This is a genomic window from Streptomyces sp. NPDC002580, assembly GCF_042889485.1.
Taxonomy (GTDB): Bacteria; Actinomycetota; Actinomycetes; order Streptomycetales; family Streptomycetaceae; genus Streptomyces.
Genome location: NZ_JBIAQZ010000016.1, coordinates 118,709 through 135,610, shown reverse-complemented (window position 1 = coordinate 135,610; position 16,902 = coordinate 118,709). Strand labels below are relative to the sequence as shown.

13 protein-coding genes and 2 pseudogenes are annotated in these 16,902 nt (G+C 67.9%); 6 read left to right on the top strand and 9 right to left on the bottom strand.

Features of this window, described 5'->3' with window-relative positions; translation table 11 throughout:
- Nucleotides 1-116 precede the first annotated feature (116 nt).
- A complete protein-coding gene (locus ACFYW7_RS35765; protein WP_389510240.1) occupies nucleotides 117-1,010 on the top strand; it encodes an alpha/beta fold hydrolase in 894 nt (297 codons plus the stop codon).
- A 205-nt stretch (nucleotides 1,011-1,215) separates the two neighbouring features.
- Here the strand turns inward: ACFYW7_RS35765 and ACFYW7_RS35760 are convergent, their stop codons facing one another.
- The 6 genes from ACFYW7_RS35760 to ACFYW7_RS35735 form a co-directional block, all read right to left on the bottom strand.
- Entirely contained in the window at nucleotides 1,216-2,079 is an 864-nt protein-coding gene (locus tag ACFYW7_RS35760) for a MurR/RpiR family transcriptional regulator (RefSeq protein WP_389510232.1), read from the bottom strand.
- A 107-nt stretch (nucleotides 2,080-2,186) separates the two neighbouring features.
- On the bottom strand, nucleotides 2,187-3,491 hold the full coding sequence (locus ACFYW7_RS35755; protein ID WP_389510230.1) for a cyanophycinase: 1,305 nt from the start codon (nucleotides 3,489-3,491) through the stop codon (nucleotides 2,187-2,189).
- Between the two features lie 70 nt (nucleotides 3,492-3,561).
- A complete protein-coding gene (locus ACFYW7_RS35750) occupies nucleotides 3,562-4,779 on the bottom strand; it encodes a M20 family metallopeptidase (RefSeq protein WP_389510228.1) in 1,218 nt (405 codons plus the stop codon).
- Nucleotides 4,776-5,540, bottom strand: coding sequence for an amino acid ABC transporter ATP-binding protein (locus ACFYW7_RS35745; RefSeq protein WP_389510226.1), 765 nt, complete (start codon nucleotides 5,538-5,540; stop codon nucleotides 4,776-4,778). The genes ACFYW7_RS35750 and ACFYW7_RS35745 overlap by 4 nt, the downstream gene beginning before the upstream one ends.
- Complete coding sequence (locus ACFYW7_RS35740; RefSeq protein WP_389510224.1) at nucleotides 5,537-6,499, bottom strand: amino acid ABC transporter permease; 963 nt, start codon at nucleotides 6,497-6,499, stop codon at nucleotides 5,537-5,539. The genes ACFYW7_RS35745 and ACFYW7_RS35740 overlap by 4 nt, the downstream gene beginning before the upstream one ends.
- Before the next feature lie 2 nt (nucleotides 6,500-6,501).
- Nucleotides 6,502-7,446: an ABC transporter substrate-binding protein gene (locus tag ACFYW7_RS35735; RefSeq protein ID WP_389510222.1), complete on the bottom strand. Its 945-nt coding sequence runs from the start codon at nucleotides 7,444-7,446 to the stop codon at nucleotides 6,502-6,504.
- 350 nt (nucleotides 7,447-7,796) lie between these two features.
- Between ACFYW7_RS35735 and ACFYW7_RS35730 the strand changes: the two genes are divergently transcribed.
- Both ACFYW7_RS35730 and ACFYW7_RS35725 read left to right on the top strand, forming a co-directional pair.
- Entirely contained in the window at nucleotides 7,797-9,230 is a 1,434-nt protein-coding gene (locus tag ACFYW7_RS35730; RefSeq protein ID WP_389510220.1) for a pre-peptidase C-terminal domain-containing protein, read from the top strand.
- 134 nt (nucleotides 9,231-9,364) lie between these two features.
- Nucleotides 9,365-9,595 (top strand): annotated as a pseudogene (locus ACFYW7_RS35725) (transposase); the annotation flags it as partial.
- A gap of 163 nt (nucleotides 9,596-9,758) precedes the next feature.
- Here ACFYW7_RS35725 and ACFYW7_RS35720 read toward each other — a convergent pair.
- On the bottom strand, nucleotides 9,759-10,946 hold the full coding sequence (locus ACFYW7_RS35720; protein WP_389510218.1) for an alkane 1-monooxygenase: 1,188 nt from the start codon (nucleotides 10,944-10,946) through the stop codon (nucleotides 9,759-9,761).
- 419 nt (nucleotides 10,947-11,365) lie between these two features.
- Here ACFYW7_RS35720 and ACFYW7_RS35715 point away from each other — a divergent pair.
- A pseudogene (locus ACFYW7_RS35715) lies at nucleotides 11,366-11,543 on the top strand (IS630 family transposase); the annotation flags it as partial.
- 127 nt (nucleotides 11,544-11,670) lie between these two features.
- Here the strand turns inward: ACFYW7_RS35715 and ACFYW7_RS35710 are convergent.
- On the bottom strand, nucleotides 11,671-12,174 hold the full coding sequence (locus ACFYW7_RS35710; protein ID WP_389510215.1) for a hypothetical protein: 504 nt from the start codon (nucleotides 12,172-12,174) through the stop codon (nucleotides 11,671-11,673).
- Between the two features lie 152 nt (nucleotides 12,175-12,326).
- Nucleotides 12,327-13,319 (bottom strand): LacI family DNA-binding transcriptional regulator, encoded by a 993-nt coding sequence (locus tag ACFYW7_RS35705; protein ID WP_389159359.1) that lies wholly within the window; start codon nucleotides 13,317-13,319, stop codon nucleotides 12,327-12,329.
- Nucleotides 13,320-13,639: 320 nt separating this feature from the next.
- On the opposite strand from ACFYW7_RS35705, the gene ACFYW7_RS35700 reads away from it, so the two are divergent.
- Both ACFYW7_RS35700 and ACFYW7_RS35695 read left to right on the top strand, forming a co-directional pair.
- Nucleotides 13,640-15,364, top strand: coding sequence for a discoidin domain-containing protein (locus ACFYW7_RS35700; RefSeq protein ID WP_389510212.1), 1,725 nt, complete (start codon nucleotides 13,640-13,642; stop codon nucleotides 15,362-15,364).
- 101 nt (nucleotides 15,365-15,465) lie between these two features.
- Nucleotides 15,466-16,836, top strand: a complete 1,371-nt coding sequence (locus tag ACFYW7_RS35695) for a DUF1996 domain-containing protein (protein WP_389510210.1) — start codon at nucleotides 15,466-15,468, stop codon at nucleotides 16,834-16,836.
- The last annotated feature ends 66 nt before the right edge of the window (nucleotides 16,837-16,902 follow it).

The following is a 16,902-nucleotide window of genomic DNA, read 5'->3' as shown; positions in this document are numbered from 1 at the left end:
TCCGGTCCGGGAGCAACGGCTCGATCCGCGCCCACTGCGCGTCAGTTAACGACACATCCGGACCAACGATCCGATGATCCAAACGAAACGGCCTAGGCCGCTACGTCAACGACCAGCTGCGCGACCGCTACTTCGCCGCCTGCGACGTGCTCTACGCGAAGGGCGCACCGATCCGCTCCGAGATCGACGTCGAGACGAGCTTCGGAACGACTCACGTCTACCGGCATGGCCCCGCGGACCCGGCGGCCGAGTCCCGTACGCCGGTCGTCCTGATCCACGGCTCGGGCGGCTGCTCCGCCATGTGGTACCCCAACACGGCCGCGCTCAGCGCCGACCGCCCCGTCTACGCTCTTGACACCCCCGGCGACCCGGGCCGCAGCATCCACCGCGAGCCGATGTGGCAACCCGAGCGGGCCGCCCAGTGGATGGACGAGGCACTCGGCGCCCTCGGCCTCGACAAGGTCCACCTCGTCGGCTCCTCCTACGGCGGCTGGCTCGTCATCAACCAGGTCCACCGCCGGCCCGAGCGGCTCGTCTCGGTGACTGCCCTCGACCCGGGCGGGCTGGAGAAGGTGGGGCTCCGCTTCTTCGTCTGGATCTTCGCCAGTCTCTTCGCCACCTCCGCTCCTAAGAGGCTGCGCCCGGCTCTGGCCAAGTGGCTGGAGCAACCGGTCGTATCCGAGCCGGATCTGCGTGCCTGGATCCACGCCGGCGTGAAGGCCTTCCGGATACGCCGCCCCGCGCCACTGCCGCTGTCCGACGCCGAGCTGGGCTCCGTCCGGCGGCCCTTCTACCTGATCATGGGTAAGCGCAGCCTGCTGGTGCACCCGAAGCGTCAGCTCGAACGCGTTCCTCGGGTGATTCCCGGCGCCCGCGCCGAGATCGTCGCCGCTACCGGACACGGGCCGCAGATCGACCACCCCGACCTCGTCAACGCCCGGATGCTGAGTTTCATGGAGGACGTCGACTCCCTCCGTCCGGTGACGCCCCGGGACGTCACCGACGCATAGCCGGTGAGACATCCGGAACCGCTTCCGGGGCGTCAAAGGGAGGGCGCAGAGCCTGGACCTCTCGCCAACCGCTCGCCCCCGACAGAGAGCGGATGGCTCTCAGGGGCAGCTCGTCATGCAGTTCAGACCGGGCGTGAGGCCGAGGACGAATACTTCGACATCACCCACTGGACCGACGAATCTTTGGCAGTCGAAGGCGACGGGTTCACATCAGGCCGATGCGGCGAGCAGTGTCTTCGCTGTGCTTCATGTGGTCGTGAGCCCCGCTTCCCAGCGCGGGAATGAGGCCGGCGACGACGGTCTCCACAACTGCGAGCGTGGGCACAAGGCTGTCGTATGGCGAGGGAGCGTTGACTTGGCTGGGCAGGACCACTTCGGCGTGTGCGGCGGCGGGTGAGAGCCATGTGTCGGTAAAAACGATGACCTTGCCGCCACTCTCTCGTGTGAGCTGAGCGAAGGCTGGCTTGTCGTTTTCGTAGCGCCGGTAGTCGAAGATCACCAGTACGTCACGGCGGGTGAGGCCGGCGAGTACGGCGGTCCGCTCAACGTCTCGGTCGGGCAAGAAGCGGACGTCGTCACGGAGTTGCATGAGATGCAGGCCGAGGTACTGGGCCAGGAGGTTGGTGAAGCGGCCTCCGGTCAAAGTGATACGCCGTTTGCGGTCGGACAGCAGGGTGATGGCCCGCTCGAGGTCGTGCGGCGGGGTTTCTGCCAACGTCTGGCCCACGGCGCTGGTGAACAGCTTGCTGCTGCGGGCCATGAGGCCCGCAGCGGTGTCGGTGGCACCGGCGTCGTCGGTTGCTTCGTACAGAGACAGCGGTGAGGCGTTGCGGTCGTCGAGTTCCGCGCGCAATGCCGCCTGGAAGTCGGGGAATCCGCTGTAGCCGAGGCGGTTGACGAAACGCAATACGGTGGGTGAGCTGACCGCTGCGCGCTCGGCGAGCGTGGCGATGGTCTCGAAACCGCTGGAAGGGTAGGCAGCCAGCAGCACGCGGGCGACTTTCCGTTCGGCCGGGCTGAGGATGCCCAGTTTGAGGCGGATGTCGTCGGCGAGGGTACCGGAAGCCATGTCGGGGTCCTTTCCCGTGGTGCTCTGCGCAGTTTCCAAGCCTAGTGCGCGGCAGGTACGGGGCCGACCGATCAGCGTTGTCGGACGGCCCTTTTCGACGGTGACGGTCAGGGTGCTTCCTGCTGTGGTGCCACAGCGATCTGCATGCCGATGAGGGTCTGAGCCGTGGTCGCGTCGTTGGTCCAGGCGCTGAAGCCGGGCTCGGTGGTGAACGTGACGGTGAAGCGTGGACCGGTCTCGTAGGTGGTAGCTGTCGCGGAATGCTGGCCGCGAGTGGAGGCGAGCGCACGGGCGGTGGCGCGGAAGGAGTAGGGAGTTCCTTCCGTGTTGGCCGCGGAGCAGAAGACGTCGGTGTTGGCGGGCACGGAGCTGCTGGTGTCCGGGATCAGCGGCCGCTTGTCGTGGCCGGGCGATGCGAGCCAGTGCCTGGGGTCATAGCGGTCGCCATTGGCGAGGTAGGAGTAGCGGGCGTTGCTGATGCTCCATCCGGCCGGTGTGGTGCGGGTTCGGGCTTTGCGCAGATCCAGGATGCTGATGCCACCCGGGCCTGCCACGCTGAGGGCCTCGTGTCGGGTGCCGGGGGAGTCGACGATCAGTGCTGTGTTCTCATCCAGAGCGTAGACGCGGTTGTGCTCTGTGTCGGCTGCGAGCCGCAAGGCTCGGCCTTCGCGCCCGTAGGTTCCGGTGTGGGTGTCGATGAGACCGGATCGCAGGAATCCGAATCCTCCGGCGGGGAAGTAGCCCAGGCGGGTGGGGTCGTCGAAGTATCCTGGCGCGCTTCCGTCGCGCAGGGACTGATAGGAGTCCCCGCCGCTGACCATGTCGGGGCCGGAGGCTATCTGGGCGCCCGCGGATGATCCTGAGACGACTGCGCCTCGGGTGAGCTTACGGCGGATGGCGGCCAGGACCTTCGAGTCGGTGTGTGCGTCTGCGTGGAGCAGGGTGGTGAGATAGCGAGCCTGGTCGCCGCCTCCGAAGAAGAATCCGGTCATGGAATCTACCTGGGCTGCGACGGCGTCCGAGTCGGCGTTGGTGATGTGATCGAGGTCGACAGGAATCCATTGGGCGTCCGCGGCACCGTACCGTTTGAACAGGGACGCGTAGTAGGCGCCGTTGCAGGCCGAGTTGCTGCACTTGTCCGGGTCGCCGGCATCGGGGTCCTGGCTTTCAGGGACGGATGCGGCGGTGATGACACCGATCCGGGCTTTCGCTCCGCCGGCGCGGCGGATGATCTCGCCGTACACCTGGGCGTTGTCATCCTTGAGTCCGCCTCCCACCAGAACGAGGGATCCGCGCCGAGTCTCGGGTTCGTGGTGGGTCGCCTGCGCGGCGGGTGCTGTGGTGAGGGAGAGGACGACGGCCGTGGCGCCGGCGAGAACGGCGCGGCGGCCAGGTCCGGAGAGAACACGCATGATGCCTCCACTTGATGCGGGAGAGTCCGGGAACGGGCGTGCTGTGGGTTGTCTGTTCCGACCGCTCAAGTCAGGAACGGTGGGTGCTGTCTCCCAGCGCGGCGATGAGGGCAGCCAGCAGGGCGACGCGCTGGGGGACACTCTCGATGTCGAGCCACTCCTGCGGTGTGTGGTCTGCTCCACCGATGGGCCCCAGGCCATCGAGGACCGGAAGGCCTGTGCCGGCGAGTAGATTCGCGTCACCGACTCCGCCGGTCGCGCATGCGTCAAGGGTGAAGCCGAGGGTTTTGGCTGCTGTCTGCGCGGTTGTGAGCATGCGGCGCGAGGCCGCAGTGTCTTCCATGGGCGGGCACAGGTCGAGCTGCTCGATCGTGGCAGTGGTTCCGGGTACGCCGGGGTGGTCCAGGAGCTCTTGGAGAGCTGCCTTGACGCGAAGTACATCCGCGGCTGTGGCGGCACGGACCTCTATGCGGAGTTCGGCTTCCGGGCAGATGATATTGGCGCGGCTGCCCGCTCTGATGACGCCGACGTTGACGGTGACGTCGTCCCAGCGGCCGTTGAGGGCTTGGATCGCCACAACGAGGTGAGCGGCCGCGAGGGCGGCGTTGGCGCCCCGTTCGGGTTCGATGCCCGCGTGCGCGGCCCGGCCGACGACGGTCAGCCGGAAGTCCGCTACGCCCTTTCGGGCGATGACCAGGTCCCCGTTCTCTCGCGCGCATTCCAGGCCGAGTCCGTAGTGCATGCCGCGGGCCGCCTCCTCGGAGATCTTGCGGCTCGACAAGGATCCGATCTCCTCGTCCGGGGTGGCGAGGAAGACGATTTCGGCGTACCCGTCGACTTCATGCTCCTTCAGCACTTCGAGGGCGGTCAGACCGGCCAGAAGGCCGCCTTTGTCGTCACTCACACCAGGTCCGAGGGCGAGGCGTCCCTCGATGCGGAACGGCCGTTCGGCTGCCGTGCCGTAGTCGAAAACCGTGTCCATGTGGGCGGCCAGCAGGATCCTGCGTCCCCCAGCGCCTTCGGTCAGTCGACCCGGCTTCCGGGCCACCAATGTGTCGCCCACGGCATGTCCTTGAGCGTCGGGTAGTTGGATGCGCTCGACGGCAAACCCGAGTTCGGCGAGGCGTGACGCAACCCAGTCGGCGACCTTGTTGACGCCGTGGGGGCTGTAGGAGCCGGAATCGATGGCCACCAGCTCGGCAAGATCAGACAGATAGCGCGGTTGGCGGGCACGGGCGGACGACAGCAGGTTGCCTGTATGCGGCTGCTGACTGGTCGAAGTGTTCACAGGACCTTGGACAAGAACGCGCGCGTACGCTCCTGCTCCGGAGCGACGAGCACGGTGCGGGGATCACCGGACTCGACTACGACGCCGTTGTCCATGAAGACGGCCGTGTCGCCGACTTCCCGGGCGAAACCGATCTCGTGAGTGACGACGACCATGGTCATTCCGTCGGCCGCCAGGTTTCGCATCACGTCCAGGACGTCGCCCACGAGTTCGGGGTCAAGGGCGGAGGTCGGCTCGTCGAAGAGCATCAGTTGTGGCTTCATCGCCAGGGCTCGCGCGATGGCTACGCGCTGCTGCTGGCCGCCGGAGAGCTGCGCCGGGTAGGCGCCGGCCTTGTCGCCGAGGCCGACCTTTTCCAGCAGGTGCTGCGCCTGTTCCCGTGCTTCTCCCTTGGGGGTCTTGGCGACCTTCAGGGGTGCCTCGCTCACGTTCTCCAGGGCAGTCATGTGCGGGAAGAGGTTGAAGCGTTGGAAGACCATCCCGATGTTGCGGCGCCGCTCGGCAACTTCCCGTTCGCGCAGCTCGTGCAGCTTGGTGCCCTGCTGGCGGTAGCCGACGAGTTCTCCGTCGACGGTCAGCTTTCCGCTGTCCAGCTTCTCCAGGTGGTTGATGCACCGCAGGAAGGTGGACTTGCCCGAGCCCGAGGGGCCCAGAAGGCAGCACACCTGCCCACGTCCGACCGTCAGATCGATGCCCTTGAGAACCTCCAGGTTCCCAAAGCGTTTGTGCACGCCTTCGGCGTGCACCATGGGGGCGCTCATCGGCCCGCCTCCTTGTCCTTCTTGCGCCACACGCCGACAGCCCCGCCGAGCATCCTGTTCAGGGGAGAGACGTGTCCCGCACGGGTGGTGCCCCGGCCGTAGCGGTGTTCCAGCCATGCCTGAGGAATGCTCAGCAGCGTCACCAGGGCCAGGTACCAGAGGCTGGCGACAACGAGCATGGGGATGACCTGGTAGTTCTGCGCGTACACGTCCTGGATGTTCGACATGAGGTCGTGTGCGGAGATCACTGAGACGAGCGCGGTCATCTTGAGCATGTTGATCGTCTCGTTGCCCAAGGGCGGGACGATGACGCGCATGGCCTGCGGCAGCACGATGCGGCGCATGGTCAATGCAGGTCGCATACCGAGGGAGTGGGCTGCCTCTACTTGCCCCGGGTCGACGGACTGGATGCCCGCCCGCACGATCTCGGAAGCATAGGCGGCCTCATTCAGACCGAGAGCGAGCAGGGCGGCAATCGCTGGAGTGAGGAGCGTGTTCGTTTCGGTCTGGAGGAAGGTGATGTCCGTGAACGGGACACCGATCTTGATGTACTTGTACAAGGCGGCCGCGTAGCCCCAGAAGATGATCTGTACGAGCAGGGGGGTACCGCGGAAGATCCAGACGAAGAAGGTTGCCAGGCCGTAGAGGACGGGACTCGTGGACAGCCGCATGACGGCAATCAGCGTCCCGATGCTCAGACCGATGGCCATCGCCGCGGCGGTGAGCCACAGCGTGGTGCCCAGACCGTCGAAGATCAGGGGAGCAAAGAGGTAGTCGCCGACGATGTCCCAGTGGAGATTGCGGTTCTTGGCGAGTGAGCCGATGAGACCGACCAGAGCGAGGAGCGAGATCGCGGCGGCCACCCACCGGCCGTAGTTGCGGACAGGGACGACTACAAGGTCCTGTGCGATGGGCTCCTGGGCGCGGTCGGCGCCGACGAGGGCTTTGGTGCCGATCATGCTTAGTCCACCGCCGCGTTCTTGGTGGCTTCCTTGACCGCTATCGACGCCACGCCGTACTTGTCGTAGATCGCCTTGAGGGTTCCGTCCTCGATCAGGGACTGCAGGGCCTTCTGGATCGCATCGGTGAGCCGGGGCAGCTGCTTGGAGACGGCTATGCCGTTGGGCGATGCGTTGTAGCCCCCAGGGGCCGCAGGGTCGTCCACGAGGTCGAACGTCTTGCCGGCGTCTGCCTTCTTGGCCGTCCAGCCTGCCGCGGGCTTTGTCAGCACCTGGGCGACCACCTTGCCTGAGCGCAGCGCCAGCTGGGCATCGGAGTCCTTGGGGAAGGACTGGATGTCGATCGGCTCCTTGCCCGCCTTCTCGCACTCCGTCTTGTGGGACTTGAGCAGTTCGAGCTGGTTGGTTGCCGCCTGCACCGCGACCTTCCGCCCGCACAAGTCGTCCAGAACGCCGATCTTGTCGGGATTGCCGTCGACGACCAGGATCCCCGAGCCGGACTGCGAGTAGTCGACGAAGTCGACGACCTTCTGCCGCTCCTTCTTGTCCGTGATCGCCGACATCGCCGCGTCGAACTTGCCCGCCTGGATGGCCGGAACGATCCCGTCGAACTTCTGCGGGGTGAAAACGAACCGCACGCCCAGCTTCGCCCCCAACGCCTGGCCGAGGTCGTAGTCCAGGCCGGTCAGTTCGCTGCCTCCCTCCTTCACGTACATCTCGAACGGTGGGTAGGGCACATCGGTCGCGACCTTGACCGTGCCGGCCTTCTTGATCGCGTCAGGCAGCGCGTCGTGCAACACGTCGTTCTTCTTGATCGTCACCCCGGCGACGCTCACCTTCTCGGTCGCGGCAGGTGCGGCGTCCTTTCCGTCTCCGCAGGCGGAGAGTGCCGTGAGTGCCGTGGTAGCGGCGGCGGCTGTTATGCAGCGGGTGAGACGAGTGTTCATCGCGGTCGAACCTCTCGAGGGAGCCATGCTGACGGAATCGCGCCGTCAGGCGCACAGCTGGAAGTTACAGATCGATCCAAGATTTGGCTAGATGTATCGCACGTTACGTTCGCGTGACGCGATCCGGGGGATGGGTGGATCGCCTAAGAAGGGTCATATGCGGCAAGTTTGTGGGCTCGGACCTCGGATGCCGGAACACAGGGCCTTACATCTAGATGAATTTGCGGATCACTTGTAAGTTCCGCTACTACACGGATCGCAGTCGACGCGTCGTCCATCCCGCCGAGCGCTGCCGTGCCCGTCCCCCCTCCAGGGCACGTGCCACGTGCCTCACCCGTCCAGGAGGACTCATGACAGTTCGCTTCTTGCGTAGATCGGTAGCGCCAACCGCGATCGCGCTGCTCACACTCGCCGGCGCGCTCACCGTCACCCAGCCCGCCCAAGCAGCGGCCAACCGCATCCGCCTCGGCAATGCCGGCGACGTCGACCGTGCCGACTGGAGCGGTCCCGCCTTCACCATGAACGGCGATGGCGCCGTTGTCCCCTCCTCGATGACTCGAGCCATCAACGACATCCGCAGCAACAGCGGTTCCCTCGACGTGGTGGTCCTCGCCGGATCAGCGCCCGTCTCCGGAAGCGCGACCCCCGAATGCGACATCGTCATGACACTGCCGGGGGTCAACTCCTGTACCTCATGGACCCTGACGGCAACCTCAGACGGCAACGACAGCCAGGTCAACGCTGACATCCGCAACGCCGAGTTCGTCTACTTCGCCGGCGGCGACCAATGCCGCTACAGCGCGTGGAAGGGCACCGCACTCGAAGCCTCAGTGGAATCCGTGGTGGCCAAGGGGGGCGGATCCGGAGGCGGGAGCGCGGGCCATCACCTCAACAGTTCCATCGTTTACAACGCCTGCCAGGGCAGCGTGACAAGCTCCGAAGCGCTCGCCGACCCCTACGACCCCTACATCACCTTCACCACCGGCATGTTCACCTGGCCCAACTACGCCAACGTCGTCAATGACTCGCACTTCGTCACCCGCGACCGCATGGGCCGCACCATGGCTTTCGTCGCTCGGGCGCTCAAGGACGATCTGACCACCGGCGGTGCCGCCTGGGGAGTCGGCGTTGAGGAAGGAGGAGGCTCTCTATTCATCGACAGGAACGGACTGGCCACCCAATACGGCAAGGACGCCTACGTCGTTCTGGGCGATCACACGCCGGAACGGGCGGTCGCAGGGAAACCGCTGACCTTCTCCAACTACAAGATCTGGCGTCTCGGCCCTGGCACGACCTTCGACTTCAAGAGCCGACCCACCTGCGGCTACTACCGGCGCAGCGTCACCAACGGCGTCGCCGACACCAATCTCTACAGCGGCACCCCCGAAACGAACTGCGGAACGCAGGGCGGCCCGGCAGCGCTGAACGAGAGTGAACCCAACGACTCCCGCAGCACGGCGAACGACGCCACCACCCTCGCATCCTCCGCCACCCTCACCGGCAGCATGAAGTCATCGTCCGACAGGGACTACTACAAGATCACACTCACCTCCGGCCAGACCGCAACCGCCCAGTGCGCCATACCCTCCGCCTACGACGCGGATCTGTATCTCCTCGACTCCGCGGGCAGCACTCTGAAGCGCTCGGTCAATGCTGGAGCCGATGCGGACGAGTCTCTTGCTTTCACCCGGACTGCCTCGGGGGCCGGCACTTACTACCTCGATGTCGAGGCATACAGCGGTTCAGGGACGACTTCGTACGCCTGCAACCTCACGCGAAACTGAGCTTGTTCTTTTAGGCATTCCGGTTGCCGCACGCCGCGGAGGTACTGCGGGCAGGTAGCGGTCACTCGCGGCACCGCGGCCGACCGCCGTCGGACAGGAACAGCGCCGTGGGGCCGGGCGGCGGTCAGCGCGAGGTGGGGCAGTTTGGGCCCGGCCGGCCCTACTCGTTCGTCGCCGTACTGGGGTCGGGCCGCACCTCGTGGTGCCAGCTGCTGGAGGCAGTCCGGCTCGGGCCGGCCGACGATGTCGCCGAAACCACCGCCGGCCAGGTCCGCCGCGTGGTCACCGACCTCATCGACAGGGGCCGCTGGAGAGCAGGAGACCGCGACATCCTGGTCGTCTTCGACGCCGGCTACGACGCTCCGCCCGGCCCTGCCCGACTCGTGCGCCCAAACCCAACCGGCCAGGCCCGGACGGCGCCCCGGCACCAAGAACTGGCGACAAGTACCACGCTACGACGTGGGAAAAACCGTCAAACGTCCCGACAGCATCACCGCACGTGATCGCCCCACACCATAAAGGACAAGCTCAAGCCTTGCTCGCTGTGTCGGGCCCCGTCGCCGGACAGCGACGCAGCAGGCGCGTGCGAGCAGCGGAAGCGATGTTGACGCGCGCCAGGTCCCCGTCATAGTGCGCAAGAAGCCTCGGGTCCATGACCCGGCGCCACAGGGGCGGGAACCACGCGAGCACGATCATCGTGGCGTACCCGGACGGCAGCCGGGGGGCATCGTCGAAGTGACGGAGCGTTTGGTACCGGCGAAGCGGATTGGCGTGGTGATCGGAGTGACGTTGCAACTGGAACAGGAAGAGATTGCTGACGGTGTGGTCGCTGTTCCAGCTGTGCCGTGAAGCCACACGGACGAAGCGTCCGTCGGGCCGGCGCTCGCGCAACAGGCCGTAGTGCTCGAGATAGTTGACGCTCTCCAGAAGGCAGAACCCGAGCACTGCCTGACCGACCAGATAGGGCAGCACGCCGAGGCCGAAGGCCGCTACGAGGCCGGCAAAGAGGGTGACCGAGATGAGCCAGGCTGTCAGCACCTCGTTGTGCGGGCCGATGAGCCGCCTCCCGCGCCGCTGAAGCCGCCTGGCCTCAAGCCGCCAGGCGGAGACCAGCGATCCCGCCACAGCACGGGGCAGGAACCCCCAGAAGCTTTCACCCATGCGGGAGCTCGCCGGGTCCTCAGGAGTGGCGACACGGATGTGGTGACCGTGATTGTGCTCAACGTAGAAGTGGCCGTAGCAGCTCTGCGCCAGGGCGAGACGACTGAGGCGGCGTTCCACCTGTTCGCGCTTGTGTCCTAGCTCGTGTGCGGTGTTGATGGCGACTCCGGCAACGACTCCGGTCGAGGCCATCAGGCCCAGGGCGGCGACGACACCGAGGTCGGTGTCAGCCCAGCGCGTGCAAGCCCACGCCAGCGCGCCGTACTGGAGCGGCAGGTAGAGGTACGTGCACCAGCGGTAGTAGCGGTCCGCGTCAAGTCGCGCGAAAGCCGCCTCGGGCGGATTGCTGCCGTCGTCCCCTATGAGGTGGTCCGTCACGGGAAGCAGCACGAAGGCGAAGAACGGCCCCCACCACCAGAAGACATCCCTGCCGGTCAGGTATGCGAGCCCACCCGCCTGGAACGGAAGCGTGGGTACGGCGAGCCCCAGCAGCCAGTAGGGGCGCTTGCGGTCGCGCCAGAGGGCTGCAGAGGGAGAGCGCGCAGCATCGGACACGGTGGCTCCTTGGACAGGGCGCACCCCCGCCGCATTGGGGGGACGTCGGCGGAGGTGCGCGATTTGTGGGGTTGCAGGGACTCTCACAGAACGACCCCATCGCTGACAAGAAGGGACGCCGTGTCAACGTTTTGACGGTGTGTCAGTTGAGCAGACGCCTGAGTGGACGCGTTGCAATCGCACGATTGATCTGCGGTCCGGATCCTGGATCGCTCGCCCCGGTGGGGCGTCGTTGTCTGCAGCTCAGTGACAACCGTGGCCGCGTCGACGGCTGGACAAGCCACGACCGTGTCTTCGGTAGCTGTGGGGGAGTCGACGGCGTCAACCGGTCAGCAGTCGTGGGCAGTACGCTCGCGGCCGATTCCAGCGACTCCTCCTGAACCTGAGCTCCGGCGGCATCGGGCTGCCAGGCTGTGCGGGTGGCAGAACGAGTGCGCGCCCGCGAGGTCGATGACGAGGAGGGCCTGCGGTACTGCGGACAGTCCGCAGAGGAACGGGCACTGTGGTGACCTGGCAGCGCGCGCAGATGGTGCTGCAGTCTGCTCAGGCATGCCGGTCGCGAAGAGCGCCGAGGCGTCGTTCACGAGTGACGACCGGCAAGCATGCGTATGTGTTCTCGCGCCACCTGGCCCTGCGGAGCGAGGCCACCGCCCTGTGCATACCTCATGACCACGAACTACCGCAGGGATCAAGCGATGTCATCCCCGACAGCCCGACGGAAAGGTCAGTGGGCGGAGGCGTCCCGCGGGCGTCCGACCCACGCCGGGTGGCATGGCGCCACCTTCAGGCCCTCGCGCAGGCGGCCTCGTGGAACGCCGACGCGCGTTCGGCCCTCCAGAACCTGAAGACCCCCGTCCGGCAGGGCCAGGAGACGCCGGTCGATCAGAAGCGGCGGACGCATCCAGGTGCCGTGCTCCTCCCAGTGGCTGCCCACCTGTTCGGGACGAACGCTGACCCGGTGCACCGGGGGCTTGGCGATGTGCTCGATGAGGCCGGCCTCGGACGCTCCGGTGGGCATGCCGCGAAAGTCCTCACGCGACCTCACCTCCAGTCGCCACCCGATGTGCTCAAGACCGATGTGACCGTAGTCCTCCTCGAAGGGCGGATGGCTGCCACCGTGCTCGTAGAGGTCCTCACCCTCGGCGTAGGAGAACAGCCCCGAGCCTGCAGGACCGACTGGGGCGTGGTCTGCCCGCGACGCGATCCTGATTTCGGCGCGCTTCGGCACAGGCCGCCTATCCGCTTCGGGACCTCACCCCGGGGCCGTATCCGTGTGACGCCCGCTCCCTCGCTGCCACAGGGTGGCGTTGCGGCCCGGCACCGACTCAATGTGCGGGCAGGGCCGGGGGAAGCGCGGGGAAACGGGCCCGGGCCCCGCGTTCAGCTGGACTCGCGGACCACGAGCTCGTTCGGCATGATCACCGGCTTCCTGGGGCCGCCCTCGATGAGCGCCAGCAGCAGGCGCACCGTCGCGGTGGCCTGGTCGGCCATGGAACTGCGCACCGAGGTGAGCGCGGGAGTGGTGTAGGCGGCGGCCTCGATGTCGTCGAACCCGACCACGGCCACGTCGTCGGGGACCCGGCGGCCCGCCTGGTGCAGGGTGCGCAGCGCCCCGATGGCCATGAGGTCGTTGGCCGCGAACACCGCGTCGACGTCCGGGTCGTCCTCCAGGAGCTGCCGCATGGCCTCCGCGCCCGACACCCGCGTGAAGTCGCCCAGCGCGACGATCGAGCGGCGGCCGGTGTCCCGCAGGGTCGCGCGGTACCCCTCGAGCCGTTCGCGGGACTCGTACAGGTCCAGCGGCCCGGTGATCGTGGCGATCCGGCGTCTGCCCCGCTCCAGCAGGTGCCGTACGGCCAGCTCCGCACCGCCCGCGTTGTCCAGCGCCACGTACGGGACGTCCGTCGCGGCGGTGCGGTTGAAGGACGCGACGGGCAGGCCCATGCGGGCGAGCGCGGCCGGCAGGGGATCGGCGCCGTGCAGCGCCACGAGCATCACGCCGTCCACGTGGCCCCCCGCCACGTAGCGCTCCACCCGGGCCCGGCTCTCGTCGGACTCGGCGAGGATCAGTACCACGCGTCTGCCGACGGCCTCCAACTCCCGGCTGACGGTGCGCACCACGGTGGAGAACAGCGGGTCGTCGGACACCACGCCCTTGGGCGGGTCGGACACGACCACGGCCACGGCGTCCGTGCGGCGGGTGACCAGGTTGCGGGCGGCGGCGTTCGGCACGTAGCCGAGTTCCCGCACCGCCTGCATGACGACGTCCCGGATCTCCGGCGCGACGGTGGTCTCCCCGTTGATGACCCGGGAGACGCTCGACTTGGACACGCCGGCCCGGGCAGCGACCACCGTGAGCGTGGGTCGTTTCATCGCCTTCCGATCACCGGTGCCCGGTCGTCGAGTCCAGGGAGCGTTTCCCCCAGGATGACCTCGGCCCGATCCGCCTGTCAACGAGGACTCCCGTGAACCTGGTTGACGGTCCCTCGCCTCAACCGGCCGGTCTCCGGCGCCGGTCGGCCGGCGTCGCGTGCACCGCCGCAGTGGATCTCAGGAACCGTTCCCTGGAACACAGCACGTGCGTCTGGGGCGTTACGGGCCTGTTGCCGAAAGCCTTGACAGGCCACCGACACCGGCCCATTCTCACCCCTCAGGGAGCGCTCCCTCACCCTTCCCCCACTGAGGAGTCGCCCGTGCATCCCCTGCTCCGACGCTTCGGCTTACCCGCCCTGGTCGCGACCGTCCTGCTCACCCTCGTCAGCCTGCCCGCGCCCCGCGCCCACGCCGCCGAGACCCTGCTGTCGCAGGGCCGGCCCGTCGTCGCGTCGAGCACCGAGGACCCGTTCACCGCTCCGGGAGCCGTCGACGGCAACCCGGCGACGCGCTGGTCCAGCGCCTTCTCCGACCCGCAGTGGATCAGGGTCGACCTCGGGGCCCCGGCCCGGATCAGCCGGGTCGCCCTCCAGTGGGAGGCCGCCTACGGCAAGGCCTTCCGCATCCAGGTGTCGGACGACGCCGAGACCTGGTCCACCGTCCACGAGACGGCGGACGGCACCGGCGGCACCCAGAACCTGACCCTCACGGCCACCGGTCGCTACGTCCGCGTGTACGGCACCCAGCGCGGCACTCAATACGGCTTCTCCCTCTGGGAGTTCCAGGTGTACGGCACGGCCGGCACCGGCGGCGACCCCGGCGGCGGGGACACCCTGCTGTCGTACGGGAAGACCGGCGCGGCCTCCTCCTCGCAGAGCGACGGCAACTGCTGGGAGTGCACCCCGGCCCGGGCCTTCGACCGCGACCCGGCCTCCCGGTGGGCGACCAGCTCCACCACCGGCTGGACCGACCCCGGCTGGATCTCCGTCGACCTGGGCGCGACCGCGCAGATCACCAAGGTCGTCCTGCAGTGGGACCCCGCCTACGCCAAGTCCTTCCAGATCCAGGTCTCGCCCAACGGCACCGACTGGACGCCGGTCTACTCGACCGCGTCCGGCACCGGCTTCAAACAGACCCTGGCCGTCTCCGGCACGGGGCGCTACGTCCGCATGTACGGCACCGAACGCGGCACTCAATACGGCTACTCCCTCTGGGAGTTCCAGGTGTACGGCACCGGAGGCGCCCCCGTCCCGGCGCCGCCCCTGCCGCCGGACCCGGCGCAGCCGCCGCGGCTGGTGTGGAGCGACGACTTCGACGGGGCGGCCGGCAGCAGGCCCGACCCGGCGAAGTGGCGCGCCGACCCCGGCACCGGCCAGAACGGCGAGCTGCAGTACTACACCGACCACCAGAACGCCGCGCTCGACGGCGGCGGCCACCTCGTCATGGAGGCCCGCAAGGAGGCCAGCCCCGGCCGGGCCTGCCCGCCCGACCCGCTGACCGGCAGCACCACCTGCCAGTACACCTCGGCCCGCATGAACACCGGCGCCACATTCCAGTTCACCTACGGCCGCGTCGAAGCCCGCATCAAGGTGCCCAAGGGCAACGGACTGTGGCCCGCCTTCTGGATGATGGGCGCCGACTTCCTCACCGGCCGTCCGTGGCCGTACAACGGCGAGGTCGACATCATGGAGATCCTCGGCAAGGACGTGGAAACGGCCTACTCGACCGTGCACGCCCCCGCCTACAACGGTGGCAACGGGATCGGCTCGCCGTACCGGCTGCCCTCGGGCGCCGACTTCTCGGACGACTTCCACACCTGGGCCGCCGACTGGAACAGCAAGGGCATCGTCTTCAGCCTCGACGGGCGCACCGTGTTCACCCTGGACAAGGACCAGGTGGAGCGCACGCGCGGACCCTGGATCTTCGACCACCCGCACTACATGATCCTCAACCTCGCGGTCGGCGGCGACTGGCCCGGCCCGACCGACGCGTCGACGCCGTTCCCGTCCCGGCTGCTCGTCGACTACGTGCGCGTGTACCAGTAGCGCAGCCGGCACCAGTCCCCTTGTCAGGTCCGGCCCGGACACCTCGGTCCGGGCCGGACCGCAGCCGCACCACGCCCCACCCCCTCCGATGAGGAAGTGACATGCGCAGACATCCCTTACCCCTCTATCCCGTGGTGGTCGGTGCCCTGGCGATCGTCCTGGCCGCCGCCTTCGGCATCACCCTCGGCGCCCCCGCAGCGCGGGCCACCACCATCACCGTCCAGGCCGAGTCCTACGCGGCGCAGTCCGGCGTCGCCCTGGAGACGACCGCCGACATGGGCGGCGGGCAGAACGCCGCCTACCTCGCCGACGGCGACTGGATGCGCTTCGACCAGGTCGACCTCGGGCCCGCCGGCAACCTGACGGTGTCGGCGCGCATCGCCGCCGCCACGGGCAGCGGGTCCGTCGAACTGCGCACCGGTTCCCTGACCGGCCCCCTGCTCGCCGTGATCCAGACCGGCCCCACCGGGGGCTGGCAGACCTGGGCGACGCGCAGCGCCGACGTCACCACCCACCCGACCGGCGCCCAGACCGTGTTCGCGGTGCTGCGCAGCACCACGCCCGGCGACTTCGTCAACATCAACTGGTTCTCGTTCGTCAGCGGCGGCGACGAGCCCGCGCCGGGCTGGGTCGACGTCGACCAGACCAAGTGGCAGGCCCAGCTGACCCAGTTCCGGGCGATGACCCCGGCGCCGGTGCCCGCCAACGCCGTGCGCGTCCCCGAGTTCAACGCCACCTGCACCTACAGCCACTCCAAGCCGGACGACCCGATCGTCGCCCCCGGCCTGCCCGGCGCGTCCCACATGCACAGCTTCTTCGGCAACAAGAGCACCGACGCGTTCACCACCACCCAGAGCCTGCTGGGCAACACGGGCACGACCTGCACACCCGCCAAGGACCTCTCGGCGTACTGGATCCCCACGCTCTACGAGCGCGGCAAGGCGGTCGAACCCGACGGAATGATCGTCTACTACGGGTCTAGGCTGCCCGACCCCACGGCGACCGTGCCCTTCCCGCAGGGCTTCCGCATGATCGCGGGCAGCGCCAAGTTGCAGGTGGCCACTCCGGCCGGTTCGCCCAACCAGTTCTGGTGCGCCGGACCCGGCGGCGAGACCGGCCGCAGCGCCGACGGCAACTGGCCGCTGTGCGCCCCCACCGCCAAGCTGGTGTACCAGCTGGTCTTCCCGGACTGCTGGGACGGCAAGCACCTCGACAGCCCGGACCACAAGTCGCACGTCGCCTTCACCTACGACGGCAAGTGCAGCGGCGCCTACCCGGTCGCCATCCCCTCGGTGTCGTTCGTCATCAGCTACCCGACCAGCGGGAGCGCCGACGGGTTCAGCCTGGCGTCGGGCATGGCCTCGTCCATCCACGGTGACTTCTTCAACGCCTGGGACACCGCGGCCCTCGGGCAGCGCGTGAAGGACTGCATCGTGCAGAGCGCCAAGTGCAACTCCGCCGGAACGTTCTGACCCGGCGGACGGCGGCCGCCCTGCTCCTGGGCCTGTCGGTCGCCGGCTGCACCCCGCAGCCGGCGA

Bases quoted from the DNA above. Each gene is read 5' to 3' on its own strand.
- ACFYW7_RS35730 (WP_389510220.1), top strand. From the start codon at position 7,797: ATGACAGTTCGCTTCTTGCGTAGATCGGTAGCGCCAACCGCGATCGCG.
- ACFYW7_RS35760 (WP_389510232.1), bottom strand. From the start codon at position 2,079: ATGGCTTCCGGTACCCTCGCCGACGACATCCGCCTCAAACTGGGCATC.
- ACFYW7_RS35735 (WP_389510222.1), bottom strand. From the start codon at position 7,446: ATGAACACTCGTCTCACCCGCTGCATAACAGCCGCCGCCGCTACCACG.
- ACFYW7_RS35695 (WP_389510210.1), top strand. From the start codon at position 15,466: ATGCGCAGACATCCCTTACCCCTCTATCCCGTGGTGGTCGGTGCCCTG.
- ACFYW7_RS35740 (WP_389510224.1), bottom strand. From the start codon at position 6,499: ATGATCGGCACCAAAGCCCTCGTCGGCGCCGACCGCGCCCAGGAGCCC.
- ACFYW7_RS35755 (WP_389510230.1), bottom strand. From the start codon at position 3,491: ATGCGTGTTCTCTCCGGACCTGGCCGCCGCGCCGTTCTCGCCGGCGCC.
- ACFYW7_RS35745 (WP_389510226.1), bottom strand. From the start codon at position 5,540: ATGAGCGCCCCCATGGTGCACGCCGAAGGCGTGCACAAACGCTTTGGG.
- ACFYW7_RS35705 (WP_389159359.1), bottom strand. From the start codon at position 13,319: ATGAAACGACCCACGCTCACGGTGGTCGCTGCCCGGGCCGGCGTGTCC.